Annotated in this window: 25 protein-coding genes; 15 read left to right on the plus strand and 10 right to left on the minus strand. The window is 48.1% G+C overall.

Annotation, left to right across the window (positions count from 1 at the left end; all coding sequences use genetic code 11):
- Nucleotides 1-218 precede the first annotated feature (218 nt).
- The 3 genes from pdxH to Q4488_RS04760 are packed head-to-tail and all read left to right on the plus strand — an operon-like array spanning nucleotide 219 to nucleotide 2,051.
- Nucleotides 219-872 (plus strand): pyridoxamine 5'-phosphate oxidase, encoded by a 654-nt coding sequence (gene pdxH, locus Q4488_RS04750; protein WP_303579313.1) that lies wholly within the window; start codon nucleotides 219-221, stop codon nucleotides 870-872.
- A gap of 21 nt (nucleotides 873-893) precedes the next feature.
- Entirely contained in the window at nucleotides 894-1,577 is a 684-nt protein-coding gene (locus tag Q4488_RS04755) for an alpha/beta hydrolase (protein ID WP_303579314.1), read from the plus strand.
- On the plus strand, nucleotides 1,578-2,051 hold the full coding sequence (locus Q4488_RS04760; RefSeq protein ID WP_303579315.1) for a peptidylprolyl isomerase: 474 nt from the start codon (nucleotides 1,578-1,580) through the stop codon (nucleotides 2,049-2,051).
- A gap of 422 nt (nucleotides 2,052-2,473) precedes the next feature.
- Here the strand turns inward: Q4488_RS04760 and Q4488_RS04765 are convergent, their stop codons facing one another.
- Nucleotides 2,474-2,731, minus strand: coding sequence for a hypothetical protein (locus Q4488_RS04765; RefSeq protein ID WP_303579316.1), 258 nt, complete (start codon nucleotides 2,729-2,731; stop codon nucleotides 2,474-2,476).
- 566 nt (nucleotides 2,732-3,297) lie between these two features.
- On the opposite strand from Q4488_RS04765, the gene Q4488_RS04770 reads away from it, so the two are divergent.
- The 5 genes from Q4488_RS04770 (at nucleotide 3,298) to Q4488_RS04790 (ending at nucleotide 6,580) form a co-directional block, all read left to right on the plus strand.
- Complete coding sequence (locus Q4488_RS04770) at nucleotides 3,298-3,420, plus strand: hypothetical protein (RefSeq protein WP_303579317.1); 123 nt, start codon at nucleotides 3,298-3,300, stop codon at nucleotides 3,418-3,420.
- 449 nt (nucleotides 3,421-3,869) lie between these two features.
- On the plus strand, nucleotides 3,870-4,454 hold the full coding sequence (locus Q4488_RS04775) for a TetR/AcrR family transcriptional regulator (protein ID WP_303579318.1): 585 nt from the start codon (nucleotides 3,870-3,872) through the stop codon (nucleotides 4,452-4,454).
- Between the two features lie 81 nt (nucleotides 4,455-4,535).
- The gene (locus tag Q4488_RS04780; RefSeq protein WP_303579319.1) at nucleotides 4,536-5,036 is read left to right on the plus strand and encodes a hypothetical protein; all 501 of its coding nucleotides are present in this window, start codon (nucleotides 4,536-4,538) and stop codon (nucleotides 5,034-5,036) included.
- Between the two features lie 168 nt (nucleotides 5,037-5,204).
- Entirely contained in the window at nucleotides 5,205-6,119 is a 915-nt protein-coding gene (locus Q4488_RS04785; RefSeq protein WP_303579320.1) for an SPFH domain-containing protein, read from the plus strand.
- A 2-nt stretch (nucleotides 6,120-6,121) separates the two neighbouring features.
- A complete protein-coding gene (locus Q4488_RS04790) occupies nucleotides 6,122-6,580 on the plus strand; it encodes an NfeD family protein (RefSeq protein WP_303579321.1) in 459 nt (152 codons plus the stop codon).
- A gap of 77 nt (nucleotides 6,581-6,657) precedes the next feature.
- On the opposite strand, the gene Q4488_RS04795 is transcribed toward Q4488_RS04790, so the two are convergent.
- The 3 genes from Q4488_RS04795 to Q4488_RS04805 form a co-directional block, all read right to left on the minus strand.
- Nucleotides 6,658-7,467 carry a DNA-binding domain-containing protein gene (locus Q4488_RS04795; RefSeq protein WP_303579322.1) on the minus strand — a complete coding sequence of 270 codons (810 nt, stop codon included), beginning with the start codon at nucleotides 7,465-7,467 and terminating at the stop codon, nucleotides 6,658-6,660.
- Nucleotides 7,464-8,315 carry a DUF692 domain-containing protein gene (locus Q4488_RS04800; RefSeq protein WP_303579323.1) on the minus strand — a complete coding sequence of 284 codons (852 nt, stop codon included), beginning with the start codon at nucleotides 8,313-8,315 and terminating at the stop codon, nucleotides 7,464-7,466. The genes Q4488_RS04795 and Q4488_RS04800 overlap by 4 nt, the downstream gene beginning before the upstream one ends.
- Nucleotides 8,316-8,382: 67 nt before the next feature.
- Nucleotides 8,383-8,856 (minus strand): hypothetical protein, encoded by a 474-nt coding sequence (locus tag Q4488_RS04805; protein ID WP_303579324.1) that lies wholly within the window; start codon nucleotides 8,854-8,856, stop codon nucleotides 8,383-8,385.
- A gap of 376 nt (nucleotides 8,857-9,232) precedes the next feature.
- Here Q4488_RS04805 and Q4488_RS04810 point away from each other — a divergent pair, with 376 nt between their 5' ends.
- Entirely contained in the window at nucleotides 9,233-10,201 is a 969-nt protein-coding gene (locus Q4488_RS04810) for a DUF6635 family protein (protein WP_303579325.1), read from the plus strand.
- 4 nt (nucleotides 10,202-10,205) lie between these two features.
- Here Q4488_RS04810 and Q4488_RS04815 read toward each other — a convergent pair whose 3' ends face one another.
- The 3 genes from Q4488_RS04815 to Q4488_RS04825 all read right to left on the minus strand — a co-directional run bounded on the left by Q4488_RS04815 (nucleotide 10,206) and on the right by Q4488_RS04825 (nucleotide 12,062).
- Nucleotides 10,206-10,580 (minus strand): YacL family protein, encoded by a 375-nt coding sequence (locus Q4488_RS04815; RefSeq protein ID WP_303579326.1) that lies wholly within the window; start codon nucleotides 10,578-10,580, stop codon nucleotides 10,206-10,208.
- A gap of 500 nt (nucleotides 10,581-11,080) precedes the next feature.
- Entirely contained in the window at nucleotides 11,081-11,668 is a 588-nt protein-coding gene (locus Q4488_RS04820) for a CBS domain-containing protein (RefSeq protein WP_303579327.1), read from the minus strand.
- Between the two features lie 58 nt (nucleotides 11,669-11,726).
- Nucleotides 11,727-12,062 (minus strand): hypothetical protein, encoded by a 336-nt coding sequence (locus Q4488_RS04825; protein WP_303579328.1) that lies wholly within the window; start codon nucleotides 12,060-12,062, stop codon nucleotides 11,727-11,729.
- Between the two features lie 351 nt (nucleotides 12,063-12,413).
- Between Q4488_RS04825 and Q4488_RS04830 the strand changes: the two genes are divergently transcribed.
- The 6 genes from Q4488_RS04830 to Q4488_RS04855 all read left to right on the plus strand — a co-directional run bounded on the left by Q4488_RS04830 (nucleotide 12,414) and on the right by Q4488_RS04855 (nucleotide 17,420).
- Nucleotides 12,414-12,887, plus strand: coding sequence for a hypothetical protein (locus Q4488_RS04830; protein WP_303579329.1), 474 nt, complete (start codon nucleotides 12,414-12,416; stop codon nucleotides 12,885-12,887).
- A 356-nt stretch (nucleotides 12,888-13,243) separates the two neighbouring features.
- The gene (locus tag Q4488_RS04835) at nucleotides 13,244-13,777 is read left to right on the plus strand and encodes a hypothetical protein (RefSeq protein WP_303579330.1); all 534 of its coding nucleotides are present in this window, start codon (nucleotides 13,244-13,246) and stop codon (nucleotides 13,775-13,777) included.
- Nucleotides 13,777-14,388 (plus strand): DUF2726 domain-containing protein, encoded by a 612-nt coding sequence (locus tag Q4488_RS04840; RefSeq protein WP_303579331.1) that lies wholly within the window; start codon nucleotides 13,777-13,779, stop codon nucleotides 14,386-14,388. Before Q4488_RS04835 ends, Q4488_RS04840 begins: the two co-directional genes overlap by 1 nt.
- Before the next feature lie 354 nt (nucleotides 14,389-14,742).
- Entirely contained in the window at nucleotides 14,743-15,333 is a 591-nt protein-coding gene (locus Q4488_RS04845) for a hypothetical protein (protein WP_303579332.1), read from the plus strand.
- A 77-nt stretch (nucleotides 15,334-15,410) separates the two neighbouring features.
- On the plus strand, nucleotides 15,411-15,899 hold the full coding sequence (locus Q4488_RS04850; protein WP_303579333.1) for a DUF2726 domain-containing protein: 489 nt from the start codon (nucleotides 15,411-15,413) through the stop codon (nucleotides 15,897-15,899).
- 231 nt (nucleotides 15,900-16,130) lie between these two features.
- On the plus strand, nucleotides 16,131-17,420 hold the full coding sequence (locus tag Q4488_RS04855; protein ID WP_303579334.1) for a DUF945 family protein: 1,290 nt from the start codon (nucleotides 16,131-16,133) through the stop codon (nucleotides 17,418-17,420).
- Between the two features lie 665 nt (nucleotides 17,421-18,085).
- Here the strand turns inward: Q4488_RS04855 and Q4488_RS04860 are convergent.
- From Q4488_RS04860 to Q4488_RS04870, 3 genes are all read right to left on the minus strand, one after another.
- Entirely contained in the window at nucleotides 18,086-20,941 is a 2,856-nt protein-coding gene (locus Q4488_RS04860; protein ID WP_303579335.1) for a valine--tRNA ligase, read from the minus strand.
- A gap of 285 nt (nucleotides 20,942-21,226) precedes the next feature.
- Entirely contained in the window at nucleotides 21,227-21,664 is a 438-nt protein-coding gene (locus Q4488_RS04865; RefSeq protein WP_303579336.1) for a DNA polymerase III subunit chi, read from the minus strand.
- 147 nt (nucleotides 21,665-21,811) lie between these two features.
- Nucleotides 21,812-23,311, minus strand: a complete 1,500-nt coding sequence (locus tag Q4488_RS04870) for a leucyl aminopeptidase (RefSeq protein WP_303579337.1) — start codon at nucleotides 23,309-23,311, stop codon at nucleotides 21,812-21,814.
- Nucleotides 23,312-23,466 lie beyond the last annotated feature (155 nt).

The following is a 23,466-nucleotide window of genomic DNA, read 5'->3' on the forward strand; positions in this document are numbered from 1 at the left end:
TATGAAGGCAAACCAAGAGAAGCCCAGGTTATACCAAGAGAAACATGATAACGGTCTACCTGCGTGCGGTTTCAGGGTATCTCTTGATGGTGGCTTATCTCCGTGATGTTATTGACAGAGTGCAGTATTATAGCGTCTAAAGAATCTGCGATGCGGTGGCGATATGCGCGCTGTATGACAGATGATCCCATTAGCCTATGTTAATTTTCAGGTTATCTATGAATCAATCCGATCAGGGTGATTTTAAAGCCCTGCGCCGTGAATATGTGGCGCAACCTCTTAACCGGTCAGATCTGGCCATCGATCCAGTACAGCAGTTTGCTGATTGGCTGAAAACGGCCAGTGAATATCGTCCCGATGATGCGACCTCGATGACGTTGGCAACCGCCGATGCGGCAGGCATGCCATCGGCGCGTATTGTGTTACTGAAACATTTTGGCGCGGACGGTTTTGCTTGGTATACCGACTATCGTAGCCACAAAGGACAACAGCTCGCCGAAAACCCGCAAGCAGAACTGATGTTCTATTGGTATGGTTTAGAACGACAGATACGTATTCAGGGACGGGTCGAAAAGCTGTCGCCAGAACAGGGACGTCAATACTTTAACGAGCGTCCTGTTGGCAGTCGTTTGAGTGCGGCTATCTCTCATCAGAGTGCGGTTGTCGATAGTCGCGAGAGCCTAGAACAAGCGGTGATCGCGCTGCAACAGCAGCATCCGGATGGCGATATCCCTTATCCTGAGTTTTGGGGAGGCTATCGTTTGATTCCTTCGCATTTTGAGTTTTGGCAGGGACGTGAAAGCCGTTTGCATGATCGCTTCAGTTATACCCTGAAAGAGGGACAATGGCAGATCGAGCGGCTCTCTCCTTAAGATATAGTGGATATTATTGGTATGACTGAACAATTATTAACCTGTGTCGAAGTAGAACCGACACAGCCGGCCAGCGCCAGTGTCATCTGGTTACATGGCTTGGGAGCCGATGGTCATGACTTCGAAGCGGTGATTCCGGCTTTGAAGTTACCCGCCTCCTTGCCGGTACGCTTTGTCTTTCCTAATGCGCCGATACAGCCCGTGACCGTTAATGGTGGCTGGGAGATGCCGGCATGGTATGACATTCTCGAAATGACGTTAGAACGTAAAATTGATGTGGCAGGCCTACTGTCTTCCGTTCAGCAGATCAATGCGTTAATTGAACGAGAAATAGCCAGAGGGATACCAGCCAATAAGATTGTCTTGGCGGGTTTTTCACAGGGTGGTGCGGTGGCTTATCATACGGCACTGTGTTTTCCACAGCCGCTGGCGGGTTTGTTGACGTTGTCGACCTATATCGCTACCGCAGAACTGATTGAGCAGCACCGCAGCGTTGCGAATCAATCGATTCCGGTGGCGATTCATCATGGTGATGCCGATGATGTTGTACCGCTGTCGCTTGGATTACAGGCCAATGAGCTATTGCAACAATGGCAATATAAGCCTCAGTGGCAACGCTGGCCCGTTGATCATGGTTTGTGTTTAGATGAAATTGAAGCGATCGGTGTGTGGCTGACAACACTATTAACCACGGAAACTATTTAAATGAATATCTGTAACAACTGCTATGTTGAAATTCACTACACCCTGCATAACGAGGCGCAAGAGGTGGTTGATAGCTCGCGTGATGCAGAGCCCCTGCCTTATATTCAGGGTAAGGGCAATATTATTCCGGGGCTAGAGCAAGCACTGGAAGGGCGCACAGCGGGTGATAAATTTTCACTCACTATCGCGCCAGAACTCGGCTACGGTGAGCGGGATGACGCGCGAGTCAGCATTATCGATGCAGAGTCTTTTGCCGGCTTTGATGATATTCATGAAGGACTGCTGTGTCAGGTAGAAGCTGAAGATGGCAAGCCTCAACTAGTCACGATTATCAATATAGATGAGGATGAAGGTGAGGTAACGATCGATGCGAATCATCCGTTCGCGGGTCAAACACTGAATTTTGAAGTCGAAGTGATGCGTGTACGTGAGGCCACCGAGGCCGAACTACGCGATGGTATTGATGCTCAATGATTTGAGCTTCTTCATCGGGTAGCTATCCGTCAGGCTACCCGAGGAAAATCGATTTAGCCGCTCTGTGGGTCAATTTTGTTTAACGCTTATTTAAAGCGAAAAGTAACACTCACAATACGACGACTGTTAGCATTATTTTCTGTTACCGCCCATTATCCGTCGGGGATCGATTGCCGGCGGTTATTGGGTCGGTATATGCCTTGAGCCGATAGACAACGGAGCAAAAATAAACACAGCGATCGGTGATCAATCATCACCTACGGTTAGTGTCTTCAATATTCTGATTATCCGCTGCTGCATACGACGGTATAGGGTCGTGCGGGTATCGCCGCAGCCATTTTCTCGTGGCTTGATGGGTTCCCGTTTTTTATCAGTCGATAATCGCTTCGGTCAAGCGTCCGCACGTCTCTTTGCCTTCATGCTTAAACTTTTTCTTGCCATTCCATATCGCCAATCTGCACGTTTAGCCATTCAAAGCCGATGCGTCGAGCGACTGCGGCTGCGCCATCGAGACTCTTAAACTCGCGTTCTTTACGCGAGCGTTGTAGATCCAACGTTAGAACATCTTGCTGTTTTGTAATGAACTTTAGTTGCCAGCCCCGCGCAATTGAGACTGGAGCGGCCTGACAGGAATCAAATACGCCAGCCTTAAATAGAAGTTTTATTTCTCGCTCTTGCATGTTCAATACCTTTTTTTGTGATATTAAAATCTAATTAAGATAATTATATAATATTTTATTAATAATCAAAAATTAATAAAGAATTATCAGTGCGTATAAGACGTTGATTTTAAATGGTTTTTTATTGTTTCTGTTGGGGTGGTATAAATTAAGATTTTTATTTCATAACTTGTTGATAATAAAGGATTTATTTTCTATTTAATTTGATTGTATTTTTCTATGTAAAGAGGATTGAATCGTGCTTTTAACTATCATTAATAACTAATGATTATTCATTAATTATTTTTAATAATTCAAAATATCATAAGGCAGAGTTTATATTATATTCTGATTGCTGGTGGTCTTAACCGCGATGGCGGTGTTAGGGAAGGTGCAAGTGTTTAAGACTGACCGCGGTGGAAATCAAGAGATGCTGAGCTATGAAAACTGATGATGTCAGCCTGGAGCGATAGGGGTGCTTAACACTATATGAGTGAATACGAGCTCTTATTGAGTTATATCAATATTCTTTCAGGACGTCAGGCGTAATATAAGCATCAAGATAGAACACAGAAAGGGTAACAGTTATGGATCTTTATACGTTCGAAACACTTTGGCCTAGCCTGCTAGGCGTTGCTGCAATGGCTGGCGCCATGATCTGGGCGTTCATCAAAATTCGCAAATTGATGAATGAAGATGTCAGGAAGTAATGATGGGTTTGAATCGCACGCTTGAAAATAGAAAAGGCTACATATTGTGGCCTTTTTTATGCGTGTTATAAACGTTATGTAGTCTCTGTTGTGTGAGTGTGCAGCATGTCGGCTGCTTGAGGTCGTCATGACTGAATTAGACCGGCCCGATTATCATACAATGTAGCGCTGTCTCGTCCTTGTTGAGCTCTTTTGCTATCTGTTTTATCAACCGAATCATTGATGACCTCTCATCAGCGCTGATTCACTCCTGATTGTATCAATGCCTATCGCTGACTTACTTAGCGGCTTATTCGTTTCATGATCTGAGTCGGGTGTGCTTGTGGGCGAAACGACTAAAATACACAGAGGGTGTTGCGACCAATCGAGCGTCTTACTGCTGGATTATTTGATTCTGAGTCGTTGTACACGTTAAGCTTTGATCGTCTGTTCAGTTAAAGGTGCCGAGTATGGCTAATGTTGCTAAATATAATCGTGCTGATGTGATTCATAAGGCGATGTTATTGTTCTGGAAAAAGGGATATAACGGGACATCCACCCGAGATCTTCAACAGGCGATCGATATGCGCCCAGGTAGCATTTATGCGGCTTTTGGCAGCAAAGAGCAGCTCTATCGCGAAGCGTTGATCTGTTATTCGCAAGAGGTGGGTGATATGTTGGCGCAACGAGTGGCGGATGCCGACTCTCCGCTGGCTGGTTTGGAAGCGTTTTTTCGCACGATAGTGATCGTTCAATGCGATGCTGATCCCAGCGAGGTCTGTATGCTGGTAAAAACACTCACAGAAATCAATGATGATCAGCCCGAGCTGATGGCATTGACGCGGGAATTACTGAAATGCACTGAGAATCGTTTTGCGGATATTCTGTTGCAAGCGAAACAGCGCGGTGAAATCGCCGAGCATGCCGATCCACGTATCTTGGGGAAGTATTTGCAGGTGCAGATGATCGGTTTACGGATCTATATGAAAACTAGCCGTAACTCGGAAAGTCTTAGTGAGCAGATCAGCACGATTTTCTCCAATCTGAAACGTTAATCGGTGAGAGTTTAAGGAACGAGCAGGTAAAGGACGAAGCGTATCATATGCTCAAGCAGCAGGCATAAACGGAACATAACGATGAAAATCACACTGAGGCGGTGGATGATTACCCTGTCGACTTTGTTATTGAGCCTCTCTCTGTTGGTGCTATCTGGTTGCAGCCCATCTCCCGAAGAGCAAAAAAATACCGCCATTGTTCTAATTGATAAGGCTAATCCGCAGGTGTTTGTGCGACATATCGTGTCCGAATACCTAACGCTTAGCGATGAGCTGGTGATGCAGTATCAGCGCTATAAAGCGGAAGATGATGCGCATGGATTCATTCTTTTTCGCAATAATCATTGGACTCCCGCGTATATTGACAGCAAAAGAGGCTATGATAAAACACTGTTCAATCAGAAAGCGTATATTTACCGTCATCAGTTAAATGGCGTATTCGATACTTTTTTTGAGTTGCAACAACTCTCAATATTACTGAAACACAGTTTATTGAATCAAGACTGGCATTTGGAACAACAGGCACTGCAACGGATATCTGAAGATCGCTTGATCATGATGAAGTATTTAAAGACGGAATGATGTTGCTAACGGTGCTTTTCGTGGTTATAGGGACGACTAAAGCGGACTTTTCGCTAGGCATTCTCCGTGTCGTTATGCTGTGTACCTATGATTGGCGTCTATTAACACTAGATTGGCATCGTGTTTGATTAACCGTGCCCTCGTGTCTCAATTTAAGGAAGATGAGTAATGTATGGATTTGAAATATCAATCGTAGTGGTTGTGGTGTTTGCGCTGGCGCTGATTTTTGCTGGTGTGAAAATGGTGCCACAAGGACACTGTTGGACCGTTGAACGCTTTGGCCGTTTTACTCGCTCATTGAATCCGGGATTGCATCTGCTAATCCCTATTATTGATGCGATTGGCTCGAAACAAAATATGATGGAACAAGTGCTCGATGTGCCACCGCAGGAGGTGATCAGTTCTGATAACGCGATGGTCACAACCGATGCGGTGTGCTTTTTTCAAGTATTGGATGCGGGCAAGGCCGCGTATGAAGTGAATGATTTACCGCGGGCGATGCGTAATCTCGTGATGACGAATATTCGTGCGGTGTTAGGCTCGATGGAGTTGGATGAGATGCTGTCTAACCGTGATGCCATTAATATTAAACTGTTGGGTAAAGTCGATGAAGCGACCGATCCTTGGGGGATTAAGGTGACGCGTATTGAGATTCGCGATATTTCACCGCCGCAAGATCTGGTTGATTCAATGGGCAATCAGATGAAAGCCGAACGGGATAAGCGGGCGACGATTTTGGTGGCCGAAGGGCAGCGAGAAGCGGCCATTAAAGTAGCCGAAGGGCAAAAACAGGCTGAAATTCTTCGCGCGGAAGGTGATCTGCAGGCCGCGATTCTCAATGCCGAAGCGCGGGAACGCGAGGCGCAGGCAGAGGCGCTCGCGACACAAGTGGTATCTGAAGCGATCAGTGGTGGGAATCAGCAGGCGATTAATTATTTTGTCGCGCAGAAGTATACTCAAGCGTTACAAGCGATTGGCGAAGGCGAGAATAGTAAAGTGGTAATGATGCCGTTAGAAGCTAGCAGTCTCATCGGTTCTATTGGCGGTATTTCTGAATTACTGCATAGCAAAGCGAAAGATTAACGATGGCAGATTGGTTGCATACTTTAACACAGTGGCATTGGTTAATTCTTGGTGTCGTGTTACTGATTTTAGAAATGCTCGGCGCGTCCGGATTTTTGATCGGTTTGGCGGTCGCCAGCTTAGTGATGGCAGGCGCCGTAGCATTGGGCGTGATCGACAGTTGGTCTTATCAATTGTTATGGTTTGCCTTATTAGGCGTGGCTTTTACCGTACTTTATTGGCGCATGTTCCGTTCTTTTAATCGTCATACCGATGAGCCTTTATTAAATGATCGGGCGGCGCAATTGATTGGGCGAAAATTTGTCCTGACGCAAAATCTAGACAATGGCCAAGGACGTGTGCAGGTAGGTGATACTTTGTGGAAAGCTGAGGCGGATACCTCGCTGACCGCAGGTATAGAAGTTGAGGTGTATGCTAGTGAAGGCATGGTGATTAAGGTTCGCCCGTTGACGAAAACCTAAGCGGTTTATGTCGAGTTAACTCATCGTGACCGGTTGCTTAGCTGACAGGTGCTGCAAAATTCTGTATCAGCTGAGTGTTAGTTAACCGGTGTTACGTTTGGCGGGCTTTGCCCGTGCACCAATTGCTGTATCCAGCCTAATGCTAACCAGCGTAGTAATAGCGTTAATAGCTCGTTAGCCGCGCTGGTAGCATTCGTTTGTGCGGCGATTATCTCGGCTGCTAACGAACAATCCCCGCCTTGTAGAAAGCAGTTTAGCAGTGTTTGTTCTATAGGCTCGGCGGAGCGAAATTCGGTCAGGCGTTCTTGATTACGCCACACAACCCAGCATGCCGTCTGTTGCTGTGGGGCGGGCGGCAGATGCTCTGCTTTGAGGGCTTGCCAGATGTCGACCACATTGAAGGGTGTGTTAAACAGTTGCAGGCTTGGATGAAAGCGTAGTTGTAGTGTCGGCCAGTCGGCCGCCGGAATCTGTTGTAGGGTGGTCGTCGAGGCCGAGTCACAGTCGGCAGCATCAAATGAGTCTAGTAGGCATCGCTCAAATCGTGCCAGTTCGGCAATTTGAGGATGTTGACTAAAAAATGGATCGTTGCTTAGATAATCTGGCAGTGGATCACAATAATAGCGTAGCGAACGAAAGGCGCTAGGGACGGCATCAATATAACCTTCGATCAGCTGTTCAAATAGCGTATCACCGAGGTAATGACCCAGTATGGGGTGATCGTTATCAATCACCTCCCGCAATCGCAGACGGTAGCCGGTTTGATAGATCGATAATCGCTGTTGAGCATCGAGAGTATCGCAGACGATGTGCTGAGTAATTTCATCGTTGCCGTGAAGCAGTGCTTGCATCATCTGCTGTTGACGTTGATGGAGTGATGATTTCATGAATAAGCGACCTCTCGTACCGAGCGATCTTGAAGCGTTGTGGCAGCCAGTTGGCGGGCAATATTCAGCTCGTCAACGAGTTGCTGCAGTGGTGGAATATTATCATCTCGTTCGATCATGGTGCTGATGGGGCCAAAGCGATGGAGTGCTTGACGGTATAGCGCCCATACCGAATCGCAAACATCATGATCATGGGTATCAATGACATGAGTGCCGACATCGCTATGACCCGCGAGATGAAACTGTCTCACTCGTGCGGGGTTAATGGCATTGAGGTAGGTCTCAGGATCGAAGTGGTGATTACGGCTACTCACATAGATATTGTTAATATCCAGTAACATTAAGCAGTCGGCGCGTTCGACAACTGCGTTATAAAAAGTCCATTCACTCATCGCCGAGTCGGTATAACTAAGATAGCTGGAGACATTTTCAAGTAATAGCTGACGACCGAGAATATCCTGAACCTGAATAATGCGTTCAGCAACATGGTTGATCGCTTCTTCCGTATAGGGCAAGGGTAGCAGGTCATGGCTATTGATGCCGTCGAGCCCTGTCCAGCAGAGGTGATCGGAGATCCACGCCGGCTGTACTTCATTCGCGAGTTGTTTTAGTTGTTTTAGGTAGTCTTTATCCAGCGGTTCGGTAGAACCAATCGACATCGACACCCCATGCATGACCATCGGGTAACGCTCACGGATGGCGTGTAAGTAATATTTGGGTTTACCACCGGCCACCATAAAATTTTCTGAGATAATTTCAAACCAATCGACATCGGGTTGAGTTTCAAGCACATCTTGGAAATGCGGGGTTCTTAAGCCAAGTCCGAAGCCTAGATAGTGGTTGCTCATGAGATCTCCTGCAAAATAAAGAAGAACGCCCAGCGGACGTTCATCTTTAGATTATGGGTTAACGGCGTTATGACGTTGTACCGCCAATATCGTCACACGACTTTTCGGTGGTCATAATAAATCCCGTCCCCTTACATGAACCGTGTCCTTTACAGGCATTCTCGGCTGTCTTGCAATCATTATGGCCTTTACAAACATTGACACCAAAGCATTGCGTTAGCTCTGCTTTAGCAATCTGATCGCGCCAGTCATCGCGTACGGTGCCGCCCGCATCGGTACAGGCTTTGAGTGGCATCGCGACAAACCCCTGACCTTTACAAGCGGATTGTCCTTTACAGGCATTATTGGCGGTTTTGCAGTCGTTGTGACCCTGACAGGCGTTCACTCCATAACAGTGGCCCAGTTCAACGCTGTTGCTACTATTACTGACCATCGGCGCGCTATTGTTGCCGGCGGAGTTGGAGCCCATACAGCCAGCAAGGCCAGCGGCTGCGACGGCGATCGCTGCTCCGGAAAAACTACTTTTTATCGTTGAGTTCATTATTGTTATTCCTCTAATATATTGACCGCTCTACGGGTTTAATATTCACAGGGCGTCAATCAGTGTTGCTAAATAAGGCTGTTGCAAACCGCCGTTAAAGCCGTGCAGGGTGAAAAGTGATAACGACAGCAAGGGCAGTATTGAAGAGTAACTTGAAATGAAGCTGAAAAACGGCGCTGTTTTTGTCATGTTAAGTGGTTAAACTACTTACCCTGTTGGTGCAAAGGAGACAAACCTTTGGCTCGTTGTCCAACCTTTACCGAGCAGATTTAGGCCGAACAGATTAAGCCCAGTAGATTAAGCCGGCAGATTAAGCCGGCAGATTAAGTCCGGATATCCGTTTTAGTAATATCAGATTGAGATGTAGCAGGGGTCTATGCAATTTCCAACCAGCGAGGCTGCAGGCCAAGCTCAACTACAGCAGGATATTCAGCAGGCGGTACAGAAGGGGATTCGTACCTATTTTAGTCAGTGTCAGCAACGGGTGCCTGATTTTGTCACGGCACATTTTCGTTATCCCGCCGCCCTGAAAACCAATCGTATTGCCTTTGGTTTGGATATTCTGCGTGCACCGGTTAATCTTTTTTGGGCGCCATTGTATGCGTTGATCAGCGGTATTCGGTTTTTACTTGGCCGCTCATCTCGGTTCGGTTGGCTGCAGCGGCTATTGGGGCGTTTTCCCGCCGGCTTTACGACGCAGGTGCAGACCCATATCAGTGAGTTAGTCTTAAGTGATTTACTGCGGCATCATCAGCCTGAGGAGTCATTGAGTTGGTGTATTGCTGAAGCGCTGCGTGAGTTGTATCAGCAGCAGGTGCATAGCCGCCCTGATATTGCGCAATTTCATCGTCAGGCTGAGCCCATTATTGAGGATGCCATGACAGAGTATCGGCTGACCCGAACGGCCTCAGCTGATATTACCAATACGCTTTCATGCACGGTATTAGGCGCGTTTGCGTTTCAGAAGTTTACGCCGGGAGGTATCGGTATTGGCCTGATATTGGCGAGTATGATTAGTATGCAACTGGCGAGTCGTGATTTTTTCTTGGGCGAGGCGATCGGTAACATCTATTACAGTATTTTTCCGCCGTCTCCTTCAGTTGGCATCATGATGTTGTCAATTGCCGGGGTGTTGGCGCTGTTGTCGGCGGGGGCTGCGCTCTCGGGGGTTATCTCTGACCCCATACAGGCGGCGATGGGGTTACATCGTTACCGCCTGAAGAAAATGCTCCGGCATATGGAACAAGACATACTGCAGCAAAGTAGCAGTAGTTTTCGGCCAAAGGATCAGTATGTTGCCCGAATCATGGAGTGCTTTGATCTGATTCGGGCTGGTTTACGCTGATGTATTAAGCGTGTACAGCGGTAAACTGCTGCCAACCTTGTAGTAGCTCGATAAAATCTTCGAGACCACAGCTGGCGGTTGATTCCTGATCGTAAAACGTCAGATTATCTCCCGGTTCAGCCATCTCGTCATCGGCATCCAGCGCGTGGGCGCGGATCATAGCCTCATCTTGAGTTAATAGCAGGTTGTATTCCGATCCTTCCATTGAATAGTCGCGTCGTTGCTTTTTTTGCAGCGCATCCGCAATTTTTAATAATTCGGCAATCATCGATTGACGACTGCTTAGCTCGTCCGTTAGCCAATAACCCAAGGCTTCATGGCCCATAGAAAACTCAGCGCAGAATGCACCGTCAATATCGTGGGTGAAATCGTAATCCACAACTGTACTCCGCAATGATAGCGTCATTAATTTGCAAGGCTGCGGAGGATAGCACAGGCTCGCTGAAGAGCGCAGCGAGAAAACCACTGTTATATGACAGTGTGTTTGACATTAAGGTCATTTTCGACGCTATCAAAAGACAAGTGTCAGACGTCAAGGTTGATGTTACCCGCTCGAGGAAAATTTTCTGCGGCTGCTCTTATGTGCTGTGAGGCCTTGGGTATACAAGGCGGTTGCGCTTTTTGGTCGTTGCTTGTCGAGACGTTGCACTCGGGAATATCGTTGAGTCGTCTTGTCCTGTCACTACTGCAGAGGAGATGGCATCGTTTGCTAAGATTGTGGTGCCGTTAAATGTGGCGCCGTTAAAAAAGTTTAGAGGCAGAGAAAAAGCCCACTCTCATGAGCGGGCTTTGATACGCAGTCATCTGCTAAGGTAGCATTTGGCTAACAATGATAGTAGTCCCTTCAAATGGAAGCGTTAGTTATTGAGAAGGCGTTGCTTAGGTATCTCGGCCAGCAAATAGAACATCAACAACCTCACGGAAATGAGCCGCTCGTTTGGCTATTTCGACCGGCACTTTCAGGCGGCGGGCGATGTCGCTAGAGGAGATCACACCACGTATTTCTTGTTTCAGTGTGTCAACAACCAGCATATGAGGGGTACCGGTGTGTTGCAGTGTACGCAGCAGATCGCCGATAGAAGCGTGGTTTACTTCAGAGAGAGGTATCGCATGCAGCCGATCACGGGGCGTCATCACCTCTTTGATGGAAATATCATGTCGTTTGAGGCCTGCCGCTGTTGCGATACTCATAGCAGAGCGGCTTTCCAGATCAGCAATGGTGAGCAATCCACGAAAGTTTTCATCTTTGTCAATAACCAACACAGAACGCACATGTACCTTGCGCATCATCTGTCGTGCTTCATCGATGGAAACATCTTGTTCCATCATCAACGGCTGAATTTTTTCGAAATCGGTCATCACTTCGGTAGCGCTGGTCTCTAGAGTATATTCGTGCAGTTCTTTTGGGCTAGCGATATGGTGAGATGCTTCTAGCAGAGTCGTTTTTAACTCGTTGTAATTATTCATAGGATCATCCTGCCTTAACGGCGTTCATCAAATAGATAAAAAACAGTGATGGTAAGACTCAGCTAAAAATAGGAGGGGCTCGGGTGGATGGCACCATCCAGCGAGAGGGTAAGAGGTGGTGGTATTGTTTATCGGCCAGCACCGTGGCAGCTGTCAGCCATTGATAATGAGTAACGCTAACAACAACATAGCTGGGCTGATCATCATCACCGCTGACCATGGGCTGAAGCATCTGTTCGACATGAGTTTCATTGGCCGATAATTGCTGTTCGCTTAGCGGTTCTAGCGTTAACACATGACTGTGCATCAAAGTCAGCAACAACAGGAACGCAAAGCCGATATTAATCGTGCGTTGTGCGGAATAGGATGAATTGATGCTAACGGCGTGCTTCATAAACTCCAGTGTAGGCTAAAAATAACAGCGGGGGAATCTTGCAAGCCAAATTTAGCTTAAACCCACGATGATGAATCGACGTTGTCGATAAGCCTCGCTTGATCTCTTAACTTCTCTGGGTTGTTGAGTCATGATCAGGTGGCAACTATTTGCCGTATCGTCTTGTTGATAGGCTTTCAATACCCGTTGTGGTTTGCCGCTAGGGGCAGCATCGCTCTCATAAATGTAAAGTTACGTTAAGCTATTGTTAATAAATGTAAAGTTATTGGGTAGAGGTCGTAAATAGCATTAACTGGTATATCCTTTGCACTATCAGATCGTTCTAACTATATAATTTATAAGGATAACGCTATGAGTATTGGAAGTATTCAAGCGAGCGGCTCTTCAATGATGGAGATGGCAAAGCCTATCTCGCCAGAAGAGATGGCTCAGCAAATGGTGAATGCTGTTGACGAGGGTAGTGTGGATGCCGAAACACTGGTGGCTAATTTGACCAGCCGCTTTGGTGATGATGCCTCTACGGTAATGGCTGAAGATGGTTCAATCGATGTTGATGAGTTAACCTCCCTGCTGGTCAATAATGCCCCTGGCAATGGTGGTGAAACTCAAGGCATGGCTCCGCCTCCGCCTCCGCCTCCTCCCTCTCAAGGTATGATGTCTAGTGAGGAGTTACAGCTACAATTGACAGAAGAGTTTGGTGAAGAGGCCGTAGCATCAATTTTTGAAGAAGATGGCACGGTCAACTTTGATGAACTGATCTCGCTGGTTCAGAGTCAAGATGGCAGCGGCACGACGACCGGTATTCTGCTGAATACTAGCGCCTGAGTTTATCTTTAAGGGTTTACGCAGCGCCTTAGTAATACGCATCAGAGTAAGCCGTACTGATAATTGGGGTTTGCCCATCATAATCAAGACCCTAGCGTTGCTGCTGGGGTTTTTTATCGCTACAAGAAACGCCGATTAGTTGGTCGGCCGATGCGTGTTGTTAGCACGTACATTGGTCCATCGTCTGCGCTTCTCAGATTTATATACTGCTTAGGGGTTGAGTGAAATACGGTGGCAGAGTACATTCAAGTATTGGTTTAGACATTAACTCGCCACCAGATTGTTAAGACAATCACGCCGTTGGTCAGGACGACTAGGATAGAAGACGTTCAGCGTCTATTTGCAATGGATATAACATGGATGCTTTTCTGATAGCCCGTGGCTCGCCGTTGGTTGTTGCCGGCTGGCAAAAGCCTGTGAATGCTCATTCAAAGGTTTATCTTGCTTTACTGATAGTCACAAGCGGTGTGCGTGTGCCTAATAATGCCGCTGCAGATAAACAGACGGATACCGATGTAACTGATCGATATCAGATCAGTGTCAAATATCTGTCGTGGTTACGTCTCAACAGCGTCTGCCGAGCCTTAAGAGCGAATCTATTAAGCTATTCTGTGTGTGCAGAAGTCATCAGCCCATTGTGTAAGGCAATCTGTCAAACACGGCAAGCAAAACTCAGTAATCCGCCGAACGGCCGAAACGACAATCGGCTTTATGGCCCAGCAGCTGCGATTTATCACGCGCTTATTGTCAAACTCCGCGGTTGTAAATCGATGCCTGACACTGCCCAACAGCGTCAGCCGTGGGTTCTGTTTACCCTTAACACCGCTCTCACGGATGCACATAACGCGATAAGTGAATGTAACCCTGTCTGTGATGGCGAGGGGGCGTGATGGAATTTTTCATTGTACTCTTTATTATCATCGGTATTTTTGCCTATTTCAGCCTGGCTAAAAAAACACCACGTCCTGATAGATTGACGACTACTGAAGTCCCTGAAGCCGAGGATAGCGTACCGTCAGCAACGTTAGAGACACCTGAAGAGTTGGGCTATCGTCAATGTGGCCCACTTTTTACGCCCGCAGAACGTTCCTTCTATGGCGTTTTGCTACAAGCCATCGACAGTGAACAATATCAAGTGTTCGGTAAAGTCCGTGTCGCTGATGTGTTAGAGCCGCAACCTAGCCATAACCGGGGTCCGTGGCAAAGCGCCTTTAATGCAATATCAGCTAAGCACTTCGACTTTGTTATTTGTCAAGTCGATGACCTAACCCCTGTCGCCGCCATCGAACTCGATGACAACAGTCACAAGCAAAAAAATCGGAAAAAACGGGACGAACTGCTAATGAAAATCTGTCAACAGTCGGCTTTCCCACTGCTACGCATTCCCGCTCAATATGCCTATAAAACGGACGTGCTGAAAATGATGTTGGCGAAAGCATTAGGAGGCAGTGCAGAGCAGCAACAGAGTGGTGCAGACGTAAAAAAGCAGACGGATGAGTAATACATAGCCCTATTTATCTCATGTTGTTTGTCGCGCTAATAGGCAGCGTTACAGTTTGTGGGGCTTGGTATGTTGGAGAAACGCTCCCGTGCCGATGAATGCTCGAAGATTCGTTAATCCGTGTTGAGTTTTAAGAGGTGTATAAGTTGATATTATGACTTTAGTTTAAGCGGTGTCTCGTCACGAGATACAGTGGAGTCATCGGCATATTAAGTTCATTACCTGATTGTTTATTGGATAATGTCGCGGCTCAGGACGGCTCAGGACGGCTCAGGACATGAGATGTAGAGGGTCTCTTTAAAATGGATATAACATGGATGCTTCTTTAATGACCCGCCGTGTGAGGTTCGTCGTTTGTTGCTCGAAAGAGCCTGTCATTGCTTATCTAAAACGCCAATCTGTTGTTGTGTTACTGGCTGCTGGCTGCTGGCTGCTGGCTTGCTGATTCCGAGTGTAACCTGCGCCGATGTTCTGACCGATTCTTATACCGCATTTACCCAGACGCTCGGCAAGGTGCTGTTTCAGCCTATCACGGATAGCGTCGGCTCCGAGCTTCAATCGATTCATATTGAATACCATAACCAGCCGGTGAGTTTTCAGTATCAGTTGTGGCGGCTACGACCGAATAGCGTCTGTCAGCCTCTTAAGTATAGTGTTTTAAAATACTCAGCATGTTCCGAAGCGGCCAGTCAGTTCTTCCGCGAAACTTGCCAAACATTGCAACAACAGCCTAACCGTTCGCCGAACTATCCAAACTATAAACGACTTTATTGCAATGCCGCTGCTAGCTATCAACCGGTGATTGCAAAAGTTCGTCGTTCAGCACCGGTAGGTGAAAACGCCGAGCAGCGCCAAAAGTGCTCCATGCTAACGCTCAAAGCCGCCCGCACCCGTAAAAATATCGATATTTACAATCGGGATAAAGCCTGTGGAGAGGATAGTTAATAATGAAATTTTTTATTTTATTGTTTCTTGTTGCCGGTGCTGTTTTTATATAGCGGCAAACAAAAAAACAGCCACGTATGGCGCAAGAACTGCCCGAAGAGACGGATTTAGTACCCTCAGCGACGTTAGGTTTAGGCTATCGTAAATGCGGCCCACTATTTACCCCGGCGGAGCGTTCCTTCTATGCTGTGTTACTAAAAGCTATCGACAGTGATCAGCATCAGGTGTTGGGTAAAGTTCGGGTTGCCGACGTGCTGGAGCCTCAGCCGAGTCGCAATCGTAGCCAGTGGCATAAAGCCTTTAATGCTATCAGCGCCAAACATTTTGACTTCGTGATCTGCAAAATCGACGACCTAACCCCTGTCGCCGCCATCGAACTCGACGACAACAGTCACAAGCAAAAAAATCGGAAAAAACGGGACGAACTGCTAATGAAAATCTGTCAACAGTCGGCTTTCCCACTGCTACGCATTCCCGCTCAATATGCCTATAAAACGGACGTGCTGAAAATGATGTTAGCGAAGGAGTTGGCTAGTATTGAGATGAAGTCAAGGACGAGCGACTGAACATCAAAAGGGCACGAGTGTGAATCATTCAAGCGGATGTCGATCAGTCCAATATTTTAAGTTAATTTTCCTTCTATACGGTTTATAGCGCTGGTATCTGGATCTATAATGCCGCCGGTGTAGAAAAAGCCTTAAGCCGCTGAAAAATCGGAATTTATTAATTTATTACCTCACGTTGTGCCAGGTCACTTGATTCCTGGACGTCAGGGATATGAACATGGAGAACGTTCAATGAAAAAAACGTATATAGCAGTTGCTATCGCAGCCGCTGCTGTTGTTGTCGGTTATGGCGGTGTTAAGCAAGTCAGCTACCAAGATCATGTTAGGGTTGGCATCGAGAACCTTGTTGAGCAACTTAATGATACGACTATTTTGGGTGAACAATTTGATGTGACTGTCAAGTCTCAGCAAGGAGGGCTTATGTCCTCCTCCGGCGTGATTCTCCTCAATGATAGTAATACGCGGCGGCCCACCGAGTTCCAAGTCGAGTATAGGGTCAATCACGGCCTAGCCACTTTGCTGGCTGGTCCTTCTTACACTGCGAAGATCACTAACCCTGTCATGAAAGGGAATGATGAAAAGACCATCACCAGCCTTGTTTTAGATGGTCAGCCAGTTGTTGTCGAAGGTTACATGAAAGGCGATAGCATCGACGGGGAGATGATTATTCCTAATATCGATTTCGCCGAAAACGGCAGTGCGCTGACGGTTAAACCAATAGCGGTTGAGTTCTCTGTCGATAGCTTTGATGAAGAAGGCCGTCCCGAAAATTTTGAACTGACTGCTAATATGCCTAAGTTCATGCTTAAAGAACGTCATAGCGTCATCGGATTATCTGGTGGAAAATTGTTCATGAATAATAGCTTTGATGGCGAAGAAGGTGAAGGCCAAGCGACTATTGAGATTGCAGAAGCCTCGATTGAAGGCGTTAGCATTAAGTCATTTGGCATCGACATCGCGAGTAAAGTGGATGATGAATTCACCACTAGTTTGGCGGTTAACTTAGGACGCTTAGAAGGGGAAGGACAGAGCCTTTCTGATGGCGAGTTGAAATACAAAATTTCCGGCCTAGATGGCAAAGCTGTTGTGAAACTTTTAGAAGTTGCTCAAGACGGTGCCAGATATGGCTGGAGCGATCGGGAAATAAAGCAAGCCGCCGAAGGCGTTATGAATGAGCGCGCGGATCAGTTGCTTGCACAGAACCCGCAATTCGAGCTTCAGAGTTTTCAGTTCAAACAAAATGGTGTCGACATTATCAACGCTAGCGGTGTTGCTAAGTTGGATGCTGAAAAACTGCCTGAGCATTATATCCAAGACGGATTAAAGTCTCGTCGAGGTCCTAATCCACAGGCCCTAATGAATGCGGCTTTTGTCGATTTCAGTGCTAGTTTTGGTAAGGAAGCCAAAGACTTGGTTGGCATGTTCAACCCGATGGTGGGAGCTATGCTTGAGCAAAACGGTGATCAGTTCACATTCAAGCTTGAAAAAGGGCAGATGACTATGAATGGTGACAAGATCTAGGGCGTCTAGGTTAAAGCTATTGCTGCAGTCATTCTCCGGGAGGAAAAGTATTTCTGATGGGGAGGTCTCGTCAAACATTCTAGAGCGTCCTAAAGAGGATGAGGCTGTGAGATTCAATCGCCGCAGGATGCGGCTCCTATCATCGGGCTTAGCTCTGCTGGGTCTTTTGCTTTTTCGAGCTTCGGACAACGGGCGAGTCGCGCAGAGACGTTCGAATCACGGCGTGCATCGCTGTGAGGGCGCAGCGCTTACGATATGCTGTTTATTGTAATGACTTATAAACTCAAAAGCTCAGCATCTCTGCTGGGCCTTTTGCTTTTCGAGCAGCGAACGGCGGGCGAGTCGCGCAGCGACGCTCCAACTGCGGTGTGTATCGCTGTGGGGGCACAGCGCTTACGATATGCTGTTTATTGCAATGACTTATAAGCTCAAAAGGCCCAGCATCTCTGCTGGGCCTTTTGCTTTTTCGAGCAGCGAACGGCGGGCGAGTCGCGCAGCGGTGCTCCAACCGCGGTGTGAATCGCTGTGAGGGTGCAGCGCTTACGATATGCTGTTTATTGCATGACTTATAACCCAAAAAACCCAGCATCTCTGCTGGGTTTTTTTCGGACTACTAACGTCGAGCAAGTCGCGCAGCGACGGTCGGACAACTTAAACTAGAATCCTCAGAGGGATTCTATTTTGCCGTACTGCTCGCTCAATTGACCAAGAGAGGCTTTGTATTCCGCCAGCTTCTCCCGCTCTTTAGCCACAACGGCTTCCGGCGCATTGGCAACAAACTTGTCATTGCTTAGCTTTCCAGCCAGACGACCTGCTTCTTTTTCGAGCTTATCCATCTCTTTTTTCAGACGGGCTAGTTCGGCGGTTTTATCGATCAGGCCTGCCATTGGCACGAGCACCTGCATATCGCCGACCAGCTGTACCGCTGACATCGGTTCTTCATCACCGGCGTTAAGCCACGTGACTGAAGCGAGAGAGGCGAGTTTGGCCAAGAAGGTTTTATTGGCGTCGAGACGGGCTTGATCATCGGCGCTACCGTTTTTGATTAGAATATCCAGCTCTTTCGCAGGCGAAATACCCATTTCACCACGGATATTACGCACGCCGGTGATGACGCCTTTCAGCCAATTAATATTGGCTTCAGCGGCGCTATCATGCAGAGCTTGATTGGCAACGGGGTAAGGCTGCAGCATGATGGTATCGCCTTGCGCACCGGCCAGATCTTTAATGGATTGCCAGATCTCTTCGGTGATATACGGCATAATCGGGTGCGTTAGACGTAGAATCACTTCCAGTGCGCGTACCAGTGTGCGGCGAGTGCCACGCTTAGCTTCAGCGGAGGCGTTATCATCCCACAATACCGGCTTGGAGAGTTCTAGATACCAGCCACAGTATTCGTTCCAGATAAAGTCGTAGAGGCACTGAGAGGCTAGATCGAAACGGTATTCGTCGAAGTGTTTGGTGACTTCGGCTTCGACCTTTTGCAACTCACTCGCGATCCAGCGATCGGCGAGAGATAGCTCCATTTCGCCACCGGATTGACCGCAATCTTCGCCGTCGGTGTTCATCTGCACATAGCGGGCAGCGTTCCACAGCTTGTTGCAGAAGTTGCGGTAACCTTCCAGTCGTTTCACATCCCAGTTGATATCTCGGCCGGTGGAAGCCAGTGCTGCGAGGGTGAAGCGCATTGCATCGGTACCATGAGCGGCGATTCCGTCGGGGAACTGCTTTTCGGTACGCTTGCCTATTTTTTCTGCCAACTGCGGCTGCATCATGTTGCCGGTACGTTTTTCTAACAGATCCGGCAGGCTGATACCGTCGATCATATCCAGTGGGTCAAGTACGTTGCCCTTGGATTTCGACATCTTATCGCCGTTTTCGTCGCGAATCAGACCGGTGACGTAAACGGTTTTGAACGGTACCTGCGGCTTGTCGTTCTCATCTTTGATGAGGTGCATGGTCATCATCATCATTCGAGCCACCCAGAAGAAGATGATATCGAAGCCGGTGACGAGTACATCAGTCGGATGGAAAGTTTGCAGACGTTGAGTGTTTTCAGGCCAGCCGAGGGTGCCGAATGTCCACAACCCAGAACTAAACCAAGTATCGAGTACATCATCGTCTTGACGCAGTTCGGTTTCTAGATCCAGGCCATATTTTTCACGGGCCGCCGCTGCATCCTTAGCCACGTAGACATTGCCTTCGTTATCGTAGAACGCCGGAATACGATGGCCCCACCACAGCTGACGGGAGATGCACCAATCTTGGATATCGCGCATCCAAGCGAAGAACATGTTTTCGTACTGTTTAGGAACGAATTTGATATCGCCATCTTCAACCGCTTTAATCGCTGGGCCCGAGAGGGTTTTCGCATCGGCAAACCATTGATCGGTGAGCATCGGTTCGATGACGACGCCACCACGGTCTCCGTAGGGGATGGTCATATCGTTTTCTTCGATCTTCACCAGCAGCCCGGCGGCTTCCATATCGGCAACAATTTCGCGGCGTGCGGCAAAGCGCTCCATGCCGTGATATTTTTCCGGTAGGGTTTTATCGAGTTCGTGGTTTTCGCTGCCATCGGTGTTGAAGGTTTCGGCCGCGTCACGGATATCACCGTTAAGGGTGAGGACGTTGATCATGGGCAGCTTGCAGCGCTTGCCGACTTCGTTATCGTTGAAGTCGTGAGCTGGCGTGATTTTTACACAGCCTGAGCCTTTTTCCATATCGGCGTGTTCATCGCCAACGATGGGAATCCGACGGCCAACCAGGGGTAGAATAATCTCTTTGCCGATCAGGTCTTGATAGCGTTCGTCATCGGGATTCACTGCTACGCCGGTATCGCCGAGCAGAGTCTCTGGACGGGTTGTACCCACCACCAGATAATCATCTCCCGCAGCGGTTTTAACACCATCCGCCAGCGGATAGCGCAGATACCACATCTTGCCCTTCACTTCGCGGTTTTCCACTTCGAGATCGGAGATCGCGGTGTGTAGCTTAGGGTCCCAGTTAACCAAGCGCTTGCCTCGGTAGATCAGGCCTTCATCATAGAGACGGATAAACACTTCTTGCACGGCGGTGTAGAAACCAGAATCCATGGTAAAGCGTTCGCTCGGCCAGTCAACCGAATCACCTAAGCGACGCATCTGATTGGTGATCATACCGCCGGATTCGCCTTTCCATTCCCAGATTTTCTCGATAAAGGCGTCGCGACCTAAATCGTGACGGGTTTTCTGCTCTTCAGCCGCCAGTTTGCGCTCGACTACCATCTGAGTGGCGATACCCGCGTGATCGGTACCCACTTGCCATAGCGTGTTTTTACCCTTCATGCGCTGATAGCGAATCAGGGCATCCATGATGGTGTGCTGGAAAGCATGACCCATGTGTAGGCTGCCGGTAACGTTCGGCGGCGGGATCATAATGCTGTAAGCATCGCCTTCACCGGAAGGGGCGAAGTAACCTTTTTCTTCCCAGGTTTTGTACCAGGATTTCTCGATCTCGTGCGGCTGGTAAGTGGTATCCATTAATAGACCGTGCTCTCAAAGCTAGAATTAGTGCAAAAAAAATAGTCGGATATTATAGCGCTCGTAGGGCGGTTAAGCGAGGGGTAAAAGCGGTGGCGGCTGAGTGCTTAATGGTGAGAGTCGAGTGCCATACTAATCGCATCGATGCGGTGGAGAGATGGATATGGTTGGTGGTAAGGTTGCGATTAGCCGTCTCGTAGGCACACGTCCTTGGCCGCTGGCGTTATATTGAGGGCGTATGATTGCATGGCGACTGACACCCTCTAGGGGTGAGTGGGGCATAGGTTATGATGCGTTTCTTCGGCGCATATCATGCATTGAAGGGGTGATACCGTTTTTTTTGTATAAAGCGAAGTTTTTTCGAGTGGCGGCTAGGATATCGGGTTGTTGGATGACGATCTCCAGAATACGCTCGAACTCTAGGGTTTCTTCTGCGGCTTCTAAAGCGAGATTGATGTAGACATCACGGTGAGTGGGGAGTTGTTCGCCCCAGCCGATTTGGACGGGTGCGGTTGGTGTTTGATTGATAATACCGTGGGGGATAAAGGCATCCGCTCGGTAATCCCATAAAAGTTGATCGAGACGTTGGGCTTCGGTTTCGCCTGAAACGCGAATGAATACGTTGAGTCCTCGGCCTAATACCTTATCCGCTAGACGACAGAGAAAGGCAGTACGGCTTTCGGGTTCGGCATCAGGTAACACATAAAAATCAGCGAGAGGCATGGTTGTGTATTCCACTAGAGGGTGAATGCGCCAAGGCGATATTGGCTGTTATCATTACACCGCCGAGCAAAGGTCGGCGATGTTGTTGTCAACAGATAACAGCCTCGCGTTGGCCTATTCATCTATCGGACTGAATAGCGGTTAGGCTTATTCGTCGTCGGTAAGATCGTCGACTTGAGCGATCAGGTGTTGACACAGTAACGGTACGCAGCGGCCAGTCGCGCCTTTTGCTTTACCGTTGCTGTTCCAAGCTACACCGGCGATATCCAGGTGAGCCCAACGATATTTCTGAGTGAAACGAGACAGGAAGCAAGCGGCCGTCACCGTACCCGCCGCTGGGCCACCAATATTGGCCATATCGGCAAAGTTACTGTCGAGCTGTTCCTGATATTCATCCCATAATGGTAGACGCCATGCTTTATCTGCCGCGAACTCGCCGGCGGCCATAAGGTCATCAGCCAGTAGATCGTCGGTTGATAACAGTCCGGTGGCGTGATTACCCAGTGCCACGATACAAGCACCGGTTAGGGTGGCGACATCGACAACGGTTTCTGGTTCGAAACGTTCGGCATAGGTTAATGCATCACAGAGTACCAAACGGCCTTCGGCATCGGTATTGAGGATTTCAACCGTCTGACCGGACATCGTCGTGACGATATCGCCGGGTTTAGAGGCGTTGCCGGATGGCATATTTTCAGCCGAAGCGATAATACCGACAACGTTTAGATCGAGACCCAATTGAGTCAGTGCTTCCATTGCGCCAATTACACTGGCGGCACCGCACATATCATATTTCATCTCATCCATTTTAGCGCCGGGCTTCAAACTGATACCACCGGTATCAAAGGTGATGCCTTTGCCGACGAGTACGTGCGGCTGTTGATCGGCTTCGCCACCGTTGTATTCCATGACGATCAGCTTGGATGCTTCTGCGCTGCCTTTACCTACGGAGAGTAGGGAGTGCATGCCCAATTGCTCCATTTCAGCTTCATCAACAATGGTGGTGGTGAGATCTTCGCAGGATTCTGCCAAGGCGATAGCTTTTTCCGCCAGATAGGTGGGCGTACAGATATTACCGGGCAGGTTGCCTAATTCACGAGCGGTATCGATACCGTTGGCGATTGCCGAACCATCGCTGATCGAGAATTCACCCAGTTCAGCGTTCTCTTGGCTCACGAGGAAGGCGATGCTTTCAACGCTCAATGGATCGGCTTTTTTGCTCTTGGTTGCATCATATTGATACAGCTCGGCGCTAGCCCATTCAGTGTTGTGACGCAGTTGACGGTAGAGATCTTTATCCGCGCTTTCCAAACCATCGAGAGCGATCACGACGGTTTTACAGCGGATCGCTTTGATCTGGCTCATGATGCTTTGAATGATTTTCAGCTGATTGCGGTCACTGCGCTCGCTGGCCTTACCTAAACCGATGAGCAACACGCGCTTAGCATTGATGCCCGGTACCTTATGTAGCAGCAGCGCTTCAGCCGTTTTACCTTGATGATCACCGATAACCTCTTTCAGATAACCGGAAGACGCGTTATTAATTAGATCTGCAGAGGGGGCGAGTTCGCCATCAGGGGCAACGCCGACAATTAAACAGTCAGTTTCAAGTGACTCTACTGATCCGGTAACTATTTCAAATTCCATGCTTTCTCCACACAAGACATCGTGCTTGGTTTATAAGATAATGATGCACCGGTGCAATCGATATACTATTTATGGGTATATATTGAACCGTTTTTAAATTGATACCCGGATTTTATCCTAATGCCGCAGAAACAAAACCCTGTTTTCGGTATCAG

This window comes from Amphritea sp. 1_MG-2023 (genome assembly GCF_030547545.1).
Classification (GTDB): Bacteria; Pseudomonadota; Gammaproteobacteria; order Pseudomonadales; family Balneatricaceae; genus Amphritea.

Coding starts and splice junctions, on each gene's coding strand:
- Q4488_RS04775 (WP_303579318.1), top strand. CDS start 3,870: ATGGCTAATGTTGCTAAATATAATCGTGCTGATGTGATTCATAAGGCG.
- Q4488_RS04825 (WP_303579328.1), bottom strand. CDS start 12,062: ATGAAGCACGCCGTTAGCATCAATTCATCCTATTCCGCACAACGCACG.
- Q4488_RS04795 (WP_303579322.1), bottom strand. CDS start 7,467: ATGAAATCATCACTCCATCAACGTCAACAGCAGATGATGCAAGCACTG.
- Q4488_RS04800 (WP_303579323.1), bottom strand. CDS start 8,315: ATGAGCAACCACTATCTAGGCTTCGGACTTGGCTTAAGAACCCCGCAT.
- Q4488_RS04870 (WP_303579337.1), bottom strand. CDS start 23,311: ATGGAATTTGAAATAGTTACCGGATCAGTAGAGTCACTTGAAACTGAC.
- Q4488_RS04760 (WP_303579315.1), top strand. CDS start 1,578: ATGAATATCTGTAACAACTGCTATGTTGAAATTCACTACACCCTGCAT.
- Q4488_RS04820 (WP_303579327.1), bottom strand. CDS start 11,668: ATGAATAATTACAACGAGTTAAAAACGACTCTGCTAGAAGCATCTCAC.
- Q4488_RS04790 (WP_303579321.1), top strand. CDS start 6,122: ATGGCAGATTGGTTGCATACTTTAACACAGTGGCATTGGTTAATTCTT.
- Q4488_RS04780 (WP_303579319.1), top strand. CDS start 4,536: ATGAAAATCACACTGAGGCGGTGGATGATTACCCTGTCGACTTTGTTA.
- Q4488_RS04765 (WP_303579316.1), bottom strand. CDS start 2,731: ATGCAAGAGCGAGAAATAAAACTTCTATTTAAGGCTGGCGTATTTGAT.
- Q4488_RS04850 (WP_303579333.1), top strand. CDS start 15,411: ATGGCGCAAGAACTGCCCGAAGAGACGGATTTAGTACCCTCAGCGACG.
- Q4488_RS04855 (WP_303579334.1), top strand. CDS start 16,131: ATGAAAAAAACGTATATAGCAGTTGCTATCGCAGCCGCTGCTGTTGTT.
- Q4488_RS04785 (WP_303579320.1), top strand. CDS start 5,205: ATGTATGGATTTGAAATATCAATCGTAGTGGTTGTGGTGTTTGCGCTG.
- Q4488_RS04805 (WP_303579324.1), bottom strand. CDS start 8,856: ATGAACTCAACGATAAAAAGTAGTTTTTCCGGAGCAGCGATCGCCGTC.
- Q4488_RS04755 (WP_303579314.1), top strand. CDS start 894: ATGACTGAACAATTATTAACCTGTGTCGAAGTAGAACCGACACAGCCG.
- Q4488_RS04860 (WP_303579335.1), bottom strand. CDS start 20,941: ATGGATACCACTTACCAGCCGCACGAGATCGAGAAATCCTGGTACAAA.
- Q4488_RS04840 (WP_303579331.1), top strand. CDS start 13,777: ATGGAATTTTTCATTGTACTCTTTATTATCATCGGTATTTTTGCCTAT.
- Q4488_RS04770 (WP_303579317.1), top strand. CDS start 3,298: ATGGATCTTTATACGTTCGAAACACTTTGGCCTAGCCTGCTAGGCGTT.
- Q4488_RS04865 (WP_303579336.1), bottom strand. CDS start 21,664: ATGCCTCTCGCTGATTTTTATGTGTTACCTGATGCCGAACCCGAAAGC.
- Q4488_RS04835 (WP_303579330.1), top strand. CDS start 13,244: ATGGATGCTTTTCTGATAGCCCGTGGCTCGCCGTTGGTTGTTGCCGGC.
- Q4488_RS04830 (WP_303579329.1), top strand. CDS start 12,414: ATGAGTATTGGAAGTATTCAAGCGAGCGGCTCTTCAATGATGGAGATG.
- Q4488_RS04810 (WP_303579325.1), top strand. CDS start 9,233: ATGCAATTTCCAACCAGCGAGGCTGCAGGCCAAGCTCAACTACAGCAG.
- pdxH (WP_303579313.1), top strand. CDS start 219: ATGAATCAATCCGATCAGGGTGATTTTAAAGCCCTGCGCCGTGAATAT.